The organism is Ruminococcus bromii (assembly GCF_928721825.1).
Classification (GTDB): domain Bacteria; phylum Bacillota; class Clostridia; order Oscillospirales; family Acutalibacteraceae; genus Ruminococcoides; species Ruminococcoides bromii.
The window spans coordinates 1-18,579 of sequence record NZ_CAKMVP010000003.1 but is presented as its reverse complement, the minus strand read 5'-3'; the positions used below and the strand labels follow the sequence as shown (position 1 = coordinate 18,579).

Annotated in this window: 15 protein-coding genes and 1 tRNA gene; 4 read left to right on the top strand and 12 right to left on the bottom strand. The window is 42.1% G+C overall.

Features of this window, described 5'->3' with window-relative positions; all coding sequences use genetic code 11:
* Positions 1–39: 39 nt before the first annotated feature.
* The 6 genes from QDI94_RS00355 to QDI94_RS00330 all read right to left on the bottom strand — a co-directional run bounded on the left by QDI94_RS00355 (position 40) and on the right by QDI94_RS00330 (position 3,852).
* Positions 40–297 (bottom strand): hypothetical protein, encoded by a 258-nt coding sequence (locus QDI94_RS00355; RefSeq protein WP_278866354.1) that lies wholly within the window; start codon positions 295–297, stop codon positions 40–42.
* A 60-nt stretch (positions 298–357) separates the two neighbouring features.
* Positions 358–434: transfer RNA gene (locus tag QDI94_RS00350), tRNA-Arg, on the bottom strand.
* A gap of 176 nt (positions 435–610) precedes the next feature.
* Positions 611–2,524, bottom strand: coding sequence for an ABC-F family ATP-binding cassette domain-containing protein (locus tag QDI94_RS00345; RefSeq protein WP_278866353.1), 1,914 nt, complete (start codon positions 2,522–2,524; stop codon positions 611–613).
* A gap of 41 nt (positions 2,525–2,565) precedes the next feature.
* Positions 2,566–2,988, bottom strand: a complete 423-nt coding sequence (locus QDI94_RS00340; protein ID WP_278866352.1) for a DUF5658 family protein — start codon at positions 2,986–2,988, stop codon at positions 2,566–2,568.
* Between the two features lie 91 nt (positions 2,989–3,079).
* Positions 3,080–3,376, bottom strand: a complete 297-nt coding sequence (locus tag QDI94_RS00335; RefSeq protein ID WP_101028887.1) for a DUF1292 domain-containing protein — start codon at positions 3,374–3,376, stop codon at positions 3,080–3,082.
* Positions 3,377–3,585: 209 nt separating this feature from the next.
* Positions 3,586–3,852, bottom strand: coding sequence for a hypothetical protein (locus QDI94_RS00330; protein WP_101028886.1), 267 nt, complete (start codon positions 3,850–3,852; stop codon positions 3,586–3,588).
* A 540-nt stretch (positions 3,853–4,392) separates the two neighbouring features.
* Here QDI94_RS00330 and QDI94_RS00325 point away from each other — a divergent pair.
* Both QDI94_RS00325 and QDI94_RS00320 read left to right on the top strand, forming a co-directional pair.
* Positions 4,393–5,895: a phosphohexomutase domain-containing protein gene (locus QDI94_RS00325; RefSeq protein WP_101070882.1), complete on the top strand. Its 1,503-nt coding sequence runs from the start codon at positions 4,393–4,395 to the stop codon at positions 5,893–5,895.
* 164 nt (positions 5,896–6,059) lie between these two features.
* The gene (locus QDI94_RS00320) at positions 6,060–6,890 is read left to right on the top strand and encodes a helix-turn-helix domain-containing protein (protein WP_278475104.1); all 831 of its coding nucleotides are present in this window, start codon (positions 6,060–6,062) and stop codon (positions 6,888–6,890) included.
* Positions 6,891–7,045: 155 nt separating this feature from the next.
* Here QDI94_RS00320 and QDI94_RS00315 read toward each other — a convergent pair whose 3' ends face one another.
* The 6 genes from QDI94_RS00315 to QDI94_RS00290 all read right to left on the bottom strand — a co-directional run bounded on the left by QDI94_RS00315 (position 7,046) and on the right by QDI94_RS00290 (position 15,179).
* On the bottom strand, positions 7,046–8,950 hold the full coding sequence (locus QDI94_RS00315) for a glycoside hydrolase family 31 protein (RefSeq protein WP_278866351.1): 1,905 nt from the start codon (positions 8,948–8,950) through the stop codon (positions 7,046–7,048).
* Positions 8,951–9,152: 202 nt separating this feature from the next.
* Positions 9,153–9,857 (bottom strand): DUF421 domain-containing protein, encoded by a 705-nt coding sequence (locus tag QDI94_RS00310; protein WP_117951094.1) that lies wholly within the window; start codon positions 9,855–9,857, stop codon positions 9,153–9,155.
* Between the two features lie 55 nt (positions 9,858–9,912).
* A complete protein-coding gene (locus QDI94_RS00305; protein ID WP_278475112.1) occupies positions 9,913–10,824 on the bottom strand; it encodes a dihydroorotate dehydrogenase in 912 nt (303 codons plus the stop codon).
* A complete protein-coding gene (locus QDI94_RS00300) occupies positions 10,817–11,578 on the bottom strand; it encodes a dihydroorotate dehydrogenase electron transfer subunit (RefSeq protein WP_015522572.1) in 762 nt (253 codons plus the stop codon). The genes QDI94_RS00305 and QDI94_RS00300 overlap by 8 nt, the downstream gene beginning before the upstream one ends.
* Before the next feature lie 98 nt (positions 11,579–11,676).
* Positions 11,677–12,939 carry a transglutaminase domain-containing protein gene (locus QDI94_RS00295; RefSeq protein WP_278866349.1) on the bottom strand — a complete coding sequence of 421 codons (1,263 nt, stop codon included), beginning with the start codon at positions 12,937–12,939 and terminating at the stop codon, positions 11,677–11,679.
* 143 nt (positions 12,940–13,082) lie between these two features.
* Positions 13,083–15,179, bottom strand: a complete 2,097-nt coding sequence (locus tag QDI94_RS00290; protein ID WP_278866348.1) for an LTA synthase family protein — start codon at positions 15,177–15,179, stop codon at positions 13,083–13,085.
* Between the two features lie 245 nt (positions 15,180–15,424).
* Here QDI94_RS00290 and htpG point away from each other — a divergent pair, with 245 nt between their 5' ends.
* Both htpG and QDI94_RS00280 read left to right on the top strand, forming a co-directional pair.
* A complete protein-coding gene (htpG, locus tag QDI94_RS00285; RefSeq protein ID WP_118101928.1) occupies positions 15,425–17,305 on the top strand; it encodes a molecular chaperone HtpG in 1,881 nt (626 codons plus the stop codon).
* Between the two features lie 238 nt (positions 17,306–17,543).
* Positions 17,544–18,579: fructose-bisphosphatase class III (locus QDI94_RS00280; RefSeq protein ID WP_278866347.1), on the top strand; the 1,036-nt coding region annotated here is incomplete at its 3' end.

Genomic DNA, 18,579 nt, shown 5'->3' with positions numbered 1-18,579 from the left:
GAGTCGATTGTAAAATCGGTTTGACCTTATACAAATTATTTATTCGTTGTTAGGCTGTTTTCTTGCAGCCTCTTTCTTTACGGTCGGCTTCAAATCCCTTCGGATTCTTGGCAAACCAAAACTAAAAGCACCCATGAAGGGTGTCATACTTTCTTCCGGCACAGCTTCTGCCCGAAGTACTTTGTACAGACCTAAACCTCTCACCTCGCCTGTTGCGTCCTGTGCATAGCTATACCTCCATAAACGCTCCTCCCTAAAAATGCCCCACAGTGGCATTTTCTTTACGGTCGGCTTCAAATCCCTTCGGATTCTTGGCAAACCAAAACTAAAAGCACCCATGAAGGGTGCTTTTAGTTTTGGCCTGCCCGAAGGGATTTGAACCCCCATTCTCCGGAATCGGAATCCGTTGCGTTATCCAATTGCGCCACGGGCAGATGTATGCGGCAGGATATTTTGCCTGCCGCTTTTTCTTTTTTAATTCGCTTAATCTTTTATCTGAAAATCAACCGCAAAACTGCTGTGCAACAGTATTTAGCTTATATTATGCGATTATTATACAATAATTTTTTACTTTAAGCAAGGGAAATTTGTCACTTCTCCCGACTGTAAGTCATTCTGCCATACTTTCGAGTTCTTCCCAGATTTCGTACTGCTCCTCCTGCTGTTTTTGCAAATCCTCGAGCCGTTTTGAAAGCTCCATAAGTTTTTCATAATCTGCGGCAACTTCCTCACTTGAGAGAAGTTCCTGCGTTTTGGCAATTTCTTCGTCAAGTCGCTCAATTTCAGCCTCTGCCTTTTTCAGCTTAGTCTGTCTTTTGCGTTCTTCGCTCTGCTTCTGCTTTTGTAAAAAATAATCATTCTGCGGCTTTTCTTTTTTATCTTTCTTATTCTCAGTCGGAACAGCATCCGATTTTTCGGCTGTTGTGCGTTCGAGATAATAATCGTAATTACCGAGATACTCCTTTACCCCATTATTTGTAAGGAGTAAAATTCTGTCGGCAATTTTATTTATAAAATAACGGTCATGGCTGACAATCAGCATTGTGCCGCTGTAGTCAAGCAAAGTTTTTTCAAGTTCTTCCCTTGACGATGCGTCAAGGTGGTTTGTCGGCTCATCTAGGAGCAAAAAGTTACTGCCCTTTAGCATCAGTTTCAATAGAGAAACTCTCGCCCTCTCGCCGCCGCTCATTTTTGAAAGCGGTTTAAACACCTCATCACCTTTGAACAGGAATGACGCAAGTGCACTTCTGACTTCGGTCTGCGTCATATTCGGAAAGGTGTCCCACACCTCATCAAGTGCGGTTTTTGACAGATCAAGATTCTGCTGCATCTGATCAAAGTAACCGATTTCAACATTTGCGCCGTAGTCATATTCTCCGCTGTTCATAGGAGTTTTGCCCGTTAAAATTCTGAACAGCGTTGTTTTACCGCAACCGTTGCCGCCGATGATGAACACTCTCTCGCCTTTTCTGATATGTATATCAACATTTTTGAAAAGCTGTTTGTCGTCAAAAGACTTGGCAAGATTTTTGCAGATTAAAACATCGTTACCGCTTTCACATCTCGGCTCAAAATGCATACGCATTGTTTCAAGCTCACTTTCGGGGGCAACAAGCTGATCTTTGATTCTGTCAGCCTCTTTCTGCTTACTTGCGGCTGTGATAAAGTTGTGAGCCTGTCCCCAGCGTTTTTGCTGTTCAACAATGCCCTCAATACGCTTTATCTCCTTTAAGTCGTGTTCGTATTTATTTTTGAGCGACTCATTCACCGATTCTTTTTTCTTGACAAATTCCGAATAAGAGCCGGTATAAACCATAGCGCGGTTGTGTTCAAGTTCAATCGTCTTATTGGTTACGTTATCAAGGAAATAACGGTCATGGCTGATGATAATCATTGCGCCCTTGAAATCTCTCAAAAAGCCTTCAAGCCATGCGATTGCGTCAATGTCAAGGTGGTTTGTCGGCTCGTCAAGGAGGAGCATATTGCTCTGCGACAGCAACAGCTTTGCAAGGCAGAGCTTTGAACGCTGACCGCCGCTTAAATTGCCGACAGGCATTGTAAAGTCATTTTCGGAAAATCCGAGTCCTAAAAGTGCGGAACGGGTTCTGCTTTTATAGGTCAGACCGCCTGCTCTTTCAAACTGTTCAATGAGCATTGTCTGCCTTTCAACAAGCTCGTCAAGGTTTCCCGACTTGTTGTCAATCTGATGTGCAAGTGCGGAAATTTCTGTTTCCATATCCGAAAGATAATCGAACACGGAAAGCAGCTCGTGATACACATCTGCCCTCGGATTGTTGCAGGCATGCTGTTCCATATATCCCGGACGGACATTTTTTGAAAAGGTAACAGTTCCCGAAACAGGGCTGATTTCTCCGTTGAGTATCTTGAAGAGAGTTGTTTTACCGACTCCGTTAGCTCCGATAAAGCCCACCTTATCTCTTTCTTCAACATCAAACGAAACATCTGTAAAAAGGTTTCGTTCGATAAAAGTCATTGTAAGATTTCTTACTGATAATGCCGGCAAAACATACACTCCCTTTCAAATTCGTTACCCACTATTGTACATTAAAATCGACAAAAGAGCAATACAAAATTGAAAATATGCCACAGGTTTACAAGGGCATAGGACACAATTCCGACCGTTAAAAGCATTTCAGCCGTTTTGCTCCTGCCGATTTCGGCAAGCTTGTAAATCAATGCACAACCCAGAACAAGCACAAGCGGCAAAATTCCCTTGATTAACAATGTCAGCCAGAAGTTCTCAAGCACAGGCTGCATAACGGGATTTGCTTCGACAAAATGTCCGCTGCCGATAAGTGCCTCTGTGCAAATCCAGTCAACAATGTTAAGAAAATAGAGTAAGCCGAGTTTGTAATAAAACGAACGGCTTTCGTGACCTTTTTCATTGACAATATTATTGACATCAGTTTCATTTGCCGATTTAAGATTAAACACAACGGTTTTTTCAAGTCCGGCTTTTTCTGTCATACACAACACCTCAACGGTATTTTTCCCGCAGAGAATGTTTATATTCACACAAAAAAAGAGCCTCCCTGAGGAAGCTCATAATGAAAACGAATTATTCAAAGTTAATGTCGCCCTCATATTTCTTTTTGAAAAGCTCAAATACCTTGTTAAGAGTATCTTCATCGTCAATGCTTACATACTCCTCTGTTTCTTCGTCAATCTGATTAATCTGAAGAATAACAACCTCGTCTGCATCTTCGTCATTTTCGATGAGAATAATGTACTCTGTACCCTCAAACTCGATTACATCAAGAAATTCAAATTCAACTTCCTGACCGTTTTCGTCTTCAAGAGTGATGAGCATACCCTGATCTTCTTCGTTCATAATCTCGTTTTTTGTATCTGCCATAGCGTATTCCTTTCCGAATGCGTTTAACGCCTCATAAAATAAATTAAGTTTAGTATAACCCAAAACATCGGCAAAATCAACACTTTATTGATATTTTACATTAAAAAGCAGAACCCAAAAACAGCTGCGATTACTCGCAGCTGTTTTTGGGTTTAGAAGTTTTGAAATCAACATGAAAACTGTAGATATTTAAGTTAGTGTTTTCAGAATTAACCTACTTTGGCGTTACCTGTGTCGCCGAACATATTAAGTCTGAAAAGCTTGCTCTCGTCGTTCTTGTTTTCGCAAATAATACTTGCTTCTGCAATCTTGCCGCCTTCGATAAGTCTTGTAAGACCGACAAGCTGGCAAAGCTTGCTGCGGAGATTGAGTCTGTCGCCTTCGCTTGTAACGAGATATACATTGCCCTCGCAGGTATCGAGCACGGCGAGGAATTTGGTTACATCAACATTGTGTAAACTAAGAATTGGTGTCATAAAATTTCCTCCATTCAATTCTTTAAAAATATAAAGTTTTGTTTTCGTGCGCCATTTACCATTTGGCAAAATCATGATCAATTTATCGACTATGTGATAATTCAATTTTACTCGAGTAAGGCTAATTGGAAATCAGCCGATAGTCAAGCGGACTATTTACTTGACAATTATTATTATAGTCAAAGATTCGGAAAAGTCAACAATTTCAGCAATTAAATTTTGTTCACAAATTCATTTCAATGTCAGTTATGCACAATTGACAGTTGCAAATTTTGTACAATATGCTTTGTATTTGCTTTTTAGGAAATATACTTTTAACGCAATCATAACATTTGATTGTATAAATTCAACAACTTGTTTCTTTTTCGGCATTATATAACTGCTGTTTTTTACAAACTTAATTTATCAGGCATATTGAGATTTTGCTCATTTTAAGTTATAATCTATCATATAAAGCCTGTTTTCAAAAGTAAGGACAGGGATTTCGTCCATTTAATATGTCGATAAAAGCAATCATACAAATAAGAAAGGAATCATAAAATGCTTAACGATTTTTACAAACAGTTCAAAAGCGGAACAGACATACGGGGAGTTGCAAGCGAGGGCGTTGAGGGACAAAGTGTAAACCTTACCGACGATGTTGTTGCCGATATGGCAGACGGCTTTGTGCTTTGGCTTTCTAAAAAGGTTTCAAAAAAGCCGAGCGAGCTTAAAATTTCCGTCGGCCGTGACAGCCGTATTTCGGGACCGCATATAATGAAAATCACAACCGAGCGTTTTAAGCGCTGCGGTGCAGAAGTTCTCTGCTGTCAGCTTGCATCAACTCCGTCAATGTTTATGACAACCGTTGACCTCGGATGTGACGGTGCTCTTCAAATTACCGCAAGTCACCACCCGTTCAACAGAAACGGTCTTAAATTTTTTACCCGTGAGGGCGGTCTTGAGGGCAGTGACATTGAAGAAATTCTTCTCTACGCACAAAACGGCGAACATCCCGAAGAAAGCAACGGCGGAAATATTACGGATGTTGACTATATGAGCGACTACGCAAAGGGACTTTGCGAAAAGATTAAAAAAGAAGTTAATGCAGAAGATTACGAGCATCCGCTCAAGGGCTTTAAGATTGTTGTTGACGCAGGCAACGGTGCAGGCGGATTTTATGCCGACAAGGTGCTTTCCGTTCTCGGAGCAGACACAACAGGCAGCCGTTATCTTGAACCTGACGGAATGTTCCCGAATCATGTGCCGAATCCCGAGGCTAAAGAGGCAATGGATTCAATCTGTGAGGCTGTCAGAGAATCGGGCGCAGACCTCGGCGTAATCTTTGATACGGATGTTGACCGTGGCGGTGCTGTTGACAGCAAGGGCAATGAAATCAACCGAAACAGACTTGTAGCCGTTGCGGCGGCAATTGCTCTTGAGGGCAATGACGGCGGTATGATTGTTACAGACTCAATCACATCAAGCGGTCTTAAACAGTTTATTGAAAATGACCTCGGCGGAAAGCATTACCGCTATCGCAGAGGCTATAAGAATGTTATCGACAAGGCTCTTGAGCTCAACGCTCAGGGCATCAACTGTCCGCTTGCAATTGAAACATCGGGTCATGCCGCAATGCGTGAAAACTACTTTCTTGATGACGGCGCGTATCTCTGCACAAAAATTATTATCAAGGCTGCTCAGATGAGAAAAGAGGGCAAGGAGCTTGACGAGCTTACCGCCTCACTCAAAGAACCGCTTGAAAGCACAGAAATCAGATACAAAATTCTTGAAAAAGATTTCAGAGCCTGCGGTGAAAAAATTATTGCCGACCTTACAAAGTATGCCGAGGAGCAGGACGGCTGGTGCGTTGCCGATGATAACCGTGAGGGCATCAGAGTTTCATTTGACAGGGATAACGGTGACGGCTGGTTCTTGCTCAGACTTTCGGTACACGATCCGATTATGCCTCTCAATGTTGAAAGTGACAGCGAGGGCGGTGTAAAAATCATCTGCGACAAGCTTGGTGAATTTTTAAAGACTACAACAGGTCTTGACCTCTGATATTGGGATATTTTGCGTTTTTATTGATTTTTATTGTCGCAACTACGGGTTGCAACCGAGAGTTGCGACAATGGAACCCGAAATGTATTGTTTTTTTGGGCAGGCAACCGATATAATTTTCTCACAAGGTAAAACCCTAAAGCAATATTTGAGGAGGAAATTTTATGAACATTGAAACTGCCAACAGACTTTTGCAGTACAGAAAAAAGATGAATCTAAGTCAGGAGGAGCTTGCCGCAAGAATAGGTGTAAGCCGTCAGGCTGTGTCAAAATGGGAGCGTGCAGAGGCATCGCCCGACACGGATAATCTTATTCTTCTTGCCGATATCTACGGTGTTTCGCTTGATGAATTGCTTAAAGGTGAAAAAGAAACCGAAAGCGAAACACAGTCGGAAGAACCCGAAAATAATGCCGACAGCGACACAACATACAAAAAATCAGACAAGGTTTCGTTCAAACACGGAATCCATGTTGACTCAAAGGACGGTGATTCTGTTCACCTTAATTTCAGGGACGGAATCCATGTTAAAGATAAAGACGGTACAAAGGTTGATGTCGGCTGGAACGGAATCCATGTTGAGGAAAACGGCAAAACAAAAGTCTATACAGACGAAAGCGGAAATGTTATGTATGATGAAAGCATTGAAGAGCATAAACATTCAAAGTCGCACCGCTTTTGGAAGCACTTTCCGTTTTGGTTGATTGCCGTTATCGGATTCCTCGTTTGGGGATTCAGCGGAGTATTGTTCGGTTGGGTACTCAGCTGGGTATGCTTTCTGACAATTCCTCTCTATTACACACTTGTTGATGCAATCTACAAACGCAAGCCGAGTCATTTTGCTTATCCCCTGCTTGTCGTTATTGTGTATATGTTTTTCGGATTTCTCGACATCTGCGGCGGTTGGTCATTTGGTTGGATTGCATTTTTAACAATTCCGATTTATTATGAAATCTGCAAGCTTTTCAAAAGCGAAAGAAAAAGTTCTGACGATTAAAACTGAATTAAATACATACAAAAACACGGCAGTTTTTTATCAACTGCCGTGTTTGATTTTGCTGTAAACTATGTCCTTGTATAAAGTGTAAACCATGTTGTTGACATAGTATTCGCCCATAGATTGTGCAAACAGATAATTGTACAAATAAAATTTTACGGAATCATGACTGTGTCTGTTGTGTCGAGCTGAGAAGTTCTCATTGCGGGCTTGCAGAGTTCAATCTGCCTGCCGTCTTTGATAAAGAGCGGAACTTCATTGAGAGCAACCTCAATATAATGAGTACCCTTGCTCATTTTTTCTGTTGTAACGCTTGTACCGCTGAGTTTTACAAAAGTCATGTTCTCGGGGAGATAAACATATCTTCCGCCTACATTCTGCTCATATACAGGGCAAATCATGCACTCGTCACCGAGCATAAGCTGTGTTTCACATTCACGGGCAATTTTATCATCGGGATAATCAAACGAGAGCGGTCTGAAAATCATATCATTTTCTTCGCTTGCCTTTTTGAATGTTCTGTAAAGGTACGGAATAAGTCTGTAACGAACCTCAACAATATCCTTGAAATCATCGCTGTTTTCAAAGCTGTAGCACTCCTGATTTCTTGTGCCGAGAGCGGCATGGTTACGCATAAGCGGAGTAAACACACCGAGTGCAAGGAAACGAAGAACAAGGTCACGGGTTGCGTTTTCGTTAAAGCCTCCGAGATCTGCACCGCAGTACAGAAAGCCACACATATTTGCCGACGGGAGCATTTTTAGGTCAAGAAGAATATGTGACCACCAAGAGTGGTTATCACCGAACCAGATACCGCTTGAACGGTGAGCGCCTACATATGACGCACGGGAGAACATAAGAATTTTTTCTTTGCCGAACTCCTCCGCAAAATATTCGCCGGCGGCCTTTGTCATATTAGCACCGTAAATATTGTGAACCTGATCATGGCAAACCTGTTTGCCGTCAACTGTGTGGTAAATGCTTGAATAATCCTCGGGACTGTTTGAAAGACCTGCGAATGTGTCCTTGAGTTCAAAGAATTTTGAAAGGTCAAGGTTCTGCCCTTTGAGAGAAGCCGCCTTGTCAAGTGCTTTGTTAAGTCCTTTTACCGAATAGAAAATTGCAGGCTCGTTCATATCGTTCCAGAAACCGTCAATTCCCATATCTGTGAGAATTTTATATTTTGAGCCGAACCACTTTCTTACATCCGGACGGAGAAAATCGGGAAAGCCAACGATACCGGGCCATACACCGCCCTCAAAATCCGTGCCATCCTCGTTTTTGCAGAAGTATCCGTTCTTTCTGCCATCTTCATAGATATCGTAGCCGTTCTCTTTTTTTACGCCTGCGTCAATAATCGGAATGAGGTGGATTCCTTCCTCCCTTTTCTTTGAAACATAGTCCTTGAAATTCGGAAATTTTTCATCATCAACAGTAAAGTCCTTGTAACGCTCCATATAGTCGATGTCGAGATATACGCAGTCAAGCGGAATCCCTGCCTTGTTGTAACCGTCAACAACAGCGTCAACAGCTTCGGCATTGTGATAGCTCCAACGGCTCTGCTGATAGCCGAATGCCCAGAACGGCGGAACATAGCTTGTGCCGATTGATTTTCTGAACTCTTTTACGATTTCAAGCGGCTTTGTGCCGTCAATGTAATATATATCAAAATCCGTGCCGTCAATTGTGATAACGGTTTTGTTTGCGGTTGTGTAGCCGATGTCCCAACGGATTTTTGACGGGAAGTCGATAAAAATGCCAAAAGTTTTTGAACCGCTGAGCATAAGAAAATTGTGAGCGGCATAGAGGGATGACTTTGTTTCGGTGTGGAACGGGTCATCACTGCAAAAGCTGTTATACACCCAACCACGCTTGTTGATTCCTCTCGGAGCTTCGCCGAGACCGTAGACGATGTCGCTGTCTGCCATATCAAATTCAAAGACAAAATTTCCGTTCTCAAACTTGCCGCCGAGCGGAAATTCCGCAATAGGCAGAGCGTTAAATTTTTCAACAACAGCCTGCGTATCAATCGGGTTGCCCGATGTAAACTTTTTAATCATTTAAGCACTTCCTTCTTATAAAAATTTTCCGATTTTTCAAAGCGTTCTGCAAAATCTTGCCGACACACACTTACAATTTTAGTATAACATTATTTTTGATTATTGCAATGTGAAATTTATTTTTGTATTATTTTATTTTTGTGCATTAAAAAAGCACCTTTGCGAATCTGTAAAGGTGCAAATTTTATTCTTTTACGCTTTATCAGTCAAAAATATCATTCTTGCTTTCAGACTTTCCGTCTTGGTAAATCTTGAGGTTTCCCGTATCATCACACACACCGAGAAAAACATCTTTGAGCCGTTTGCGGTTGTTGTCAAGCTGTTTTTTGAGCCATTCAAGATTATAGCCCGATTCGGCAAGATTTTTCTCGAGAATTTTTCCGTCCGTAATAACCACGGACTCGGGTCTGGTTTGGTGAACAATGATTTTTAAATCATCCGGAGTTGCAGGGCGCTTTTTGTCCTTTGGCAGAACCGACAAATCGCCGTTCTGTTCAAGAAAAACCGTTTCGACATCATCAAGGCTGAAATATCCCTTTTCACGCATTCGTGTAAGAAATTCGTTTATATCAATTTTTGCAACCGAAAAATTCTTTTTGTACAACTTTCCTCTGTCGAAAATCACAATAGACTTGCCTGTTAAAAATCTTCGTAACATTGTTGATTTTTGCGAAAGCCACGAACAAAGCATAACAATTATTACATAAACAATGAGTGCCGCAAGACACGCCCAAAAGTCTGACATTTCGGCTGTTGCCATCTCCGCTGCGATTGAACCGATTGTGATTCCGTTGATGTAGTCAAAAAGATTAAGGCTTGACATCTGCTTGTTGCCGATGAACTTTGACAGCAAGAACAATACTGTAATTGAAACGGGCGCCGTTATTAATGCACGCAAAAAGTCCATAATATCCCTCCGATAGGGTTATTATGGACTTTAAATTATTTTTTATTCCGCAAAATTACCAAGGCTTAACTGTGCCTGTGATTTCCGAAACGCTCATGATTCCGTTTTTGTCGAGCCATTCGTTCATACCGTCGGCAATCTTAATAGGCGCATACGGATCCGTAAAAAGGACTGTACCGATTTGAAGTGCAGTTGCGCCTGCCATCATCATCTCGATTGCATCCTGCCAGCTTGAGATACCGCCCATACCGATAATCGGAATTTTAACTGCGTTTGCAACCTGCCAAACCATTCTTACTGCAACAGGGAAAATTGCAGGGCCGCTCATTCCGCCTGTGTTGTTGCGGATAATCGGTCTGCGTGAGTTGATGTCGATACGCATACCTGTGAGCGTGTTAATCATTGAAATTGCGTCTGCACCGTTTGCCTCTGCCGACTGTGCGATTGATGCAATGTCGGTAACATTTGGGCTGAGCTTTACGATAAGCGGTTTTTTGCAATACTTTTTGACAGCCGCAGTAATTGCACCTACGGATTCACAGCTTGTTCCGAACTGCACTCCGCCGCTCTTGACATTCGGGCATGAGATGTTGAGCTCAATCATATCGACATCGGTTTCGCTGAGTTTTTCAGCCATTGCACAATAATCTTCGGGAGTGTTGCCGGCAATGTTTGCAATGATAACCGTATTCTGCTTTTTGAGCCACGGCAAATCCTCATTGATAAAAACATCAACACCGGGGTTTTGAAGTCCTACTGCATTCAAAATGCCGGAAGGAGTTTCGGCTACTCTCGGAACAGGATTGCCGTCACGGCGGGTAAGTGTGATACCCTTGCATGAAATACCGCCGAGCTTTTCAAGGGGATAAAGCTCTGAATATTCCATACCGAAACCGAATGTTCCCGATGCGGCAATGAGAGGATTGTTAAATTCCACTCCGCAAACTTTTACAGATAAATCAGCCATTGAAAACTACCTCCTCAGCATTAAATACGGGGCCGTTTTTGCAGACATGCTGCATAATTTCTTCACCGTTTTTTCTTACCTTTACTGCGCACACAAGGCATGCGCCCATTCCGCAAGCCATTCTCTCCTCAAGAGAAATCTGACACGGCTTACCTGCCTCTTTGCAAACATCGGCAATAGCCTTGAGCATCGGGGTAGGACCGCATGCACAAACCTCGTCAACCTCTGAGATTTTTTCTTTGAGAACATCTGTTACAAAGCCGTGGATTCCCGCACTTCCGTCATCTGTTGTCAGCACAAGTTCTGCACCGGCTTTCTTGAAATCATCCTGAAGAATAATAAGATCTTTGTTTCTGAAGCCTGTGATAACAAGCGGATTTTCACACTGCTTTGCTGTGTAGAGCATCGGAGGAACTCCTATACCGCCGCCGATAAGGCAATAACGCTTGCCCTTTTCAATCTTAAAGCCGTTGCCGAGAGGAGCGAGAATGTCAACACTTTCGCCCTTTTTCATCTCGGACATAATTTTTGTTCCCTCACCCTTTACCTGGTAAACAAGGCGGAGAACACCGTTTTCGCTGTCACAAACCGAAATAGGTCTGCGCAGAGTTTTTGAAGGCACATAAACATGGGCAAACTGTCCGCACTTTGCAAGCGGAGCAAGCTCGTCATTTTTTACCCTCATATCAAAAATGCCGTCTGCAATCTGTTCGTTTGACAAAAGTTCAAACTTCTGAACATCATACTTTTTCATAATATCATTCCTTTGGTTAGCTTTATTTATATAAAATCAATTTTCAATCGGAGTGTCCCTGCACTGCGGACAAAAGTGAACATCTCATCACATCGCCGTTAATCAACATATTCAAGTTCAGCAGTCAGCACACCTAACTCATCCTTGCGATAAACATAACAGCTTTCCGCAAGCCTTGGTGAATAACCGTTAATCTCATTAGCCTCTGAAATCCAGTTATAAAGATAACCGTCATTCATCATCCTGTCATACATATAATTGAAATCGGTGTTCTTATCAACAACAATGCTGAAATATTCATCCCCGTTTTTTGCAGCATTTGCAACAGCTCGGCTTACATCATCGGCATTATCAGGATCTGAAACAGTCGGGTACTTATAGTTAAAATAGTTGTACTTTTCAGCCGTACACTTTGGAACATAAAAATTACACCATGTAGCAACGCTCAAATAAGTTTGTGAATTAAGCTCGGAATACTTATATGACAGCTTATGATCCTTGAACATAAGGTCATCGGTTAGGTTAAAATAGTCGTTTTCCGCATAATTATTTTCGCCGTCGGTATCATTCCATGTAACATCAATTTGGTACCAATCGCCGCCGATTTTTACACCGTTCCATGCGTGATTGTCTGAATCGGCTGTTCCCGAAAGTAATACGCAGTCAATATTCGCCTTGTTGCACAAAAGCTGAAAGGCTCTTGCGTAACCCTCACACACGGCTTTACCGTCAACCAAGGCGCCGTAGGCATCGTTTTCATTGCCCTGAACATCATCGTTTTCAGCCGCTGCATCGTCATACTTGCAGTTATCAATTATATAGTTGTTAATGTATTCTTCTCTTTCAAAATCATTGCCCGAGGGCAAATTCTTCAAAACAGAAGCAACGGCAATATTGAATTTTTTCTTGGCGGCTATAAGCTTATCATTTTGAACAGTATAATCAAGCTTTACGCTTGTTGTGTCACCATACGGAACAAAAAGACTTGACCCCTTGAGCCAAAAAGTTTCGGGGTGGTCGTTTTTGTATGCCTCAACAGCCTGTGTAATCTGATAATCGGAAAGCGAGCCTGTTGTTGTAATGTTTGGTGCATACACGGTATCAACACTCTTTGCGATTCTCATATACAGTTCTTTTACATAATCATCGGTAAGCGTCTCGTAGGCATAATCGGTTTTTACATCTGCATAATCCTTGTCGTTTTCAACATCTTGTGCACTCGGAGTTGTAACGGATTTTTCTATGATAGAGCTTCTCTTTGGTTCACTGCTTTCGGAATCATCCGTCAACGAACATGAACAGCCGAAAAATGCAACCGCACAGGTTATTAAACAAACTAAGGCAGTTTTATATATTTTCAAAGAATCATCTCAATTTTATTTTAAACTATTTATTCCATATACGGAATACGGCAGCAGTCAAAACTGACTGTCGCCGTATGGATTTGTCATGTTCTATTTTACTTTATTTTCGCCTTGCAGTCAATGCAAATTTGAGCATTAAACTACTTTCCCGTAACATGGGTATCACCGAAAGCCTCGGCATAAACATTATTGTCGAGAATCATTCTTGAAACGGTAAAGAGGTTGTTGCATCTGTTATTGAGTTCGTCAATATCATCCTTGCCCTTTGCACCCTTGAAAGCGGTGTATTCGCCTGTTGACGCATTGTATTTTCCGCTCTGGGAAATCCAGCTTCTGTCGGCAAACACAACGAACGGTTCTTTGTTTCCGAAAACATCCGTACCTGCCAACATTCTGCTGTCATATTCAAGACCGAGCATATTTGAAAGCGTGGGCAGAATATCAAGGCTTGAACAGTATGTGTTAACCTTGACGGGCTTTTTCATTGAACCGCTCCACAACAGCCATGCATTTTTGTACTGTTCAAAGGTTGTGTCAACCTTGTGCCCCGCAAGTTCGGACACACCGTCAAATTCATCAAGCGAATACGGATAATGGTCGTCCGTAAGGCAAATAAGGGTGTTGTCAAGCCTGCCTGCTTTTTCAAGTCTTGCAAGAAGATATTCCATTGCCTTGTCAAGCTCAATGTTTGCGGCAAGATAGCCCTTGACCTCATCGCTGTATTTCAGGTCTTTTACAAGGTCTGCGTTGCGTTCGCTCATGGTGTTGTATGAATATCCGCCGTGACCGCTGACCGTCATATAATAAACGCTGAAGCTGTCGGAATTTATGTAATCGTCAACAGTTTTCTGCATCATCTTGAGGTCGGAATTCGGCCACACATTTTCACCGAGGTCAAGACCTTTTCCGATTGCAGAGTAGTCATAGCCGATATTTGTAAGGTACTTGTCCCTGTCATAGTAATCATAGGTGTGATTGTGGTAAGCGTTAACTGTTTTGCAACCGAGTTTTCTGCTCTGCTCACCGAGAGTGAACGGAAAACTTACATTATTTTCGGCTGACTTTGAAAAGCTCCACACACCGGATTTTGGAATCAAGCCTGTAAGATTTGCATATTCACCGTCAGTTGTGCTTACACCCCACGCAGGCGAATAGTAATTTTCAAATTGAAATCCCTCGTTATACATTTTACAGAGCGTCGGAGTCAGATCCTTGTCAATTGCATACTGCGAAAAGCTTTCGGCTGTAATGAAAATTATGTTGTAGCCCTTGAACATACCCGTGTATTCGTTGGTATAGCTCGGTTCTTCGCTGTCAAAATATTCATAAAGCGACTTTAACTCAGCATTATTTGTACTCTTTGCAAGCTTTGAAAAATCAGCACTCATAATCTGAGCTTTCTGCTCTGTTTTTGTAATTTCATCGGCAGTCGATTCTTTATTTTTCGGCTTGCTGTTTGTGCGTATATTCGCTTTGTAACCGAACATAAGGCGGCTGATGTCAAGCCTTTGCATTGTGTAAAGTCCGTAGCGTTCACACACGGCAACCTGTTGCAATTCACCGTAATAAAGATTGTAGTTGCTCTTTGTGTCGGAAGACTCGCGGTCTATGCCTACCGCAAGGACAGTTCCAATCTGAAAAACTACCGCAATCGAAAGCACAATCAGCTTACCTTTTAACTTTACCTTTGAAAAGTCAAACAGCTTTCCGCCGAAAATTATAAAGAAAGCAAGCGGAACAAAAAGTAAAATGACAAAAACAATTCTGCTTGTTATCGCAGTCATAATCATATCAATTGAATTGAATGCCTGCCCTGCACCGCCGTTTGTAACGCTGCTTACAACAACCATTGTGCCGAAAACATTATAGTATATCATCTGCACACCGTACCATATCGTCAGCACAGCCGTGAGTACGGTTGCAATCCCTCTGTTTACCCCTCTGCGTTTTGAAAAAGAACACAACAAAACAAGTACCGCCGAAAGCACGATTGTGAACAGGAATGTGAAAGTAAAACCGCCGAGCACATCAAACCCCGACGCAATTTTAAGGTCGGTTTCAAGCCATAAAACCAAGAGCGGAAAGTACGCAAAAAATGCGATTTTCTTTGCAAATCCGTGATTTCTCTTTGGCTTTCTGTAATAGTCAAAGTTTGAACTTCCGACTTTTACGGCAGGCTGTCCCACATAGTGATTTCTTCTTGAAGATCCGCTGTTTGTACCGTCTGAATATGTCATTTAATTCTCCTTTCTTTTTCAATGCAGTTATTAAGTAGATTATAAAGCGAAAACGCCGCCATTGCAATGACAAATTTCACCAAAATTCGCCCTATATGACACATTCGGACTTTTTATATATTGAAACAGTTGACCTTTTGTAGTATAATTATAGTTTGATGAGAGGCTTATGTGAAAAGCTATGCAAATTGCGGTTTTGAACAAGGCTTCTTAATTTATGTATTATTATGAAAAGGAAGATTTTTATGGCAAAGAAACAGTTTAAATCAGAGTCAAAAAGACTTCTCGACCTTATGATTAACTCAATTTATACTCACAAAGAAATTTTTCTTCGTGAGATTATTTCAAATGCAAGCGACGCTATCGACAAGCTTTGCTTCATTTCTCTTACCGATGACAAGGTCGGTCTTGACAGAGGCGATTTCAAAATCGTTTTAAAGCCCGACAAAGAAAGCCGTACTCTTACAATCACGGATAACGGTATCGGCATGAACAAGGATGACCTTGAAAACAACCTCGGCACAATCGCATCCTCAGGCTCACTCAAATTCAAGCAGAGCATGGAAGAAAAGCAGGACGACATTGACATTATCGGTCAGTTCGGTGTCGGTTTCTACTCGGCATTTATGGTTGCAAAGAAGATTACCGTAAACACAAAGAAATATGGTGAGGATACGGCATATTGCTGGCAGTCAAGCGGTGCAGACGGCTACACAATCAGCGAGATTGAAAAGGAAAATGCCGGCACAGAGATTATTCTTGAAATCAAGGATAACACAGACGATGAAAACTATGACGAATTCCTTGAGCAGTACAGAATACAGGGACTTGTCAAGAAGTATTCCGACTACATCCGCTACCCGATTGTTATGGATATGACAAAGAGCAGAGTTAAGGAAGAAACCAAGGACAGCGACAAGCCCGAATATGAGGATTACACGGAAACCGTAACACTCAACAGCATGATTCCTCTTTGGCAGAGAAGAAAGAAAGATGTTACTCAGGAAGAATACGACAAGTTCTACAGCGAAAAATTTATGGCTATGGACAAGCCGCTTAAAACTATCGTAACTTCTGTTGAGGGTGTTGTAACCTACAAGGCATTGCTCTTTATTCCGTCTGTTGCTCCTTATGACTACTACACAAAGGAATACAAAAAGGGACTTCAGCTTTATTCAAGCGGTGTGCTTATTATGGATAACTGCGAAGAGCTTTTGCCCGAGCACTTCCGTTTTGTAAAGGGTATTGTTGACAGCGCAGACCTTTCGCTCAACATTTCAAGAGAAATGCTCCAGCATGACCGTCACCTCATTACAATTGCTCAGAACATTGAAAAGAAGATTAAAAACGAGCTTACTTCAATGCTTCAGAATGACCGTGAGAATTACGAAAAATTCTTCACTGCATTCGGCAGACAGCTTAAATACGGTGTTGTTTCGGACTACGGTATGCACAAGGAAGAACTTCAGGACCTTATTATGTTCTATTCTTCAAGCGAGAAAAAGCTTGTTACGCTTTCGGAATATGTTGACAGAATGAAAGAAGACCAGAAGTTCATCTACTTTGCAACAGGCGAAAATGCCGCTGCAATCGACACACTTCCGCAGACAGAGCTTATCCGTTCAAAGGGTTACGAAATTCTTTACTGTACAGAGGAGATTGACGAGTTTACTCTACAGTCACTCATGACATATAAGGAAAAGAAATTCTGTTCGGCAATGAACGATGACCTCGGCATTGAAACCGAGGAAAATAAAGAGGATGAAGAAAACAAGGACGCACTTCTTACATTTGTTAAGGAAACACTCGGTGACAAGGTTGCAGAGGTTACCGCATCAAAGAAACTTGTTTCACATCCTGTTTGCCTTACGGCAAAGGGCGGCATTTCATTTGAAATGGAAAAGTATTTCAACTCAGTTCAGCCTGACGCAAATATGAAGGCTCAGCGTGTGCTTGAGCTTAACCTTTCTCACCCTGCCGTTAAGAAGATGGAAGAATTTATCAAGAGCGATGTTGACAGAGCAAAAAAGTATGCCGAAGTTCTCTACAGTCAGGCGCTTCTAATTGCAGGACTTCCGCTTGAAAATCCGTCCGAATACACAGACCTTGTCTGCTCAATTATGTAAATTTACCGATTTCCGCAATTCAGTAAGGGCGCTCATTGGGCGCCCGCAGGAGCATTGTACGCTCCTTTACATAAATCACACATACATTCTCACATTTCATGCCCGATTTCCGACCAAAACGGAAATCGGGTGTTTTGTTTTTGCAGAAAATTCCGCAAAATCTTTTGCAATAATATTGATATAATTTTTGCGTTGTGATACACTGATTTCAGTAAAAGTTTTTTCGGAGGCGGATTTGATGAAACATTACGATGAAAAGCAAATGCAGGAAAATATTCTCTATCTTGAGGCACTTTCGGAGCAGTATCCGAACATTCAGTCGGCGGCAGCAGAGATGATTAATCTTCACGCAATCCTTGATTTGCCGAAAGGTACCGAACATTTTCTTTCCGATATTCACGGTGAGCACGAGGCATTCAGACATATTCTCAACAACGCATCGGGTTCAATCAGAGAAAAGATTGACGACCTTTTTTCAAATACTCTCACCTCCGAACAGCGTGCCGAGCTTGCAACGCTGATTTATTATCCAAAGGAAAAACTCAGTGTTTACAAAAGCGAAATAACTGACATTGAAGAATGGTACAGATTAACACTCATAAGATTGCTTGCAATCTGCCGACACATTTCTTCCAAATACACACGAAGCAAGGTTCGTAAAACTCTGCCAAAGCATTATGCCTATATCATTGAGGAGCTTATGTTCGGTGATTCAGGCAAAAAAGACCGTGAAACCTACCACGAAAATATTCTGCACACAATTATTGAGGCAGGACAAGCCGATGTTTTCATACTCTCGCTTTGTGACACGATAAAAAGACTTATTGTTGACAAGCTCCACATTGTCGGCGATATTTTTGACAGAGGCGCAAGACCTGACATTGTGCTTGACGACCTTATGATGCACCACGGTGTTGACATTCAGTGGGGCAATCACGATATTCTTTGGATGGGTGCGGCATCGGGCAGTATGGCTTGCATTGCCGCTGCGCTTAACAACGCATTTTCATACGGCAATCTTGACACAATCGAGGTCGGCTACGGAATAAGTCTGCGTGACCTCTCGCTTTTTGCAAAGGATGTTTACGGCGGCGGAAATGTTGAACGCTTTATGCCGAAAGGTCCTTTTGCGGATTCGCCCTACACCTCAAACGATCCGTTGCTTGTTGCCGATATGCACAAGGCGATTGCCGTTATTCTCTTTAAGCTTGAAGGTCAGCTTGTCAGCCGCAATCCTAACTTTAATATGAGCGACAGGCGATTGCTTGACAAAA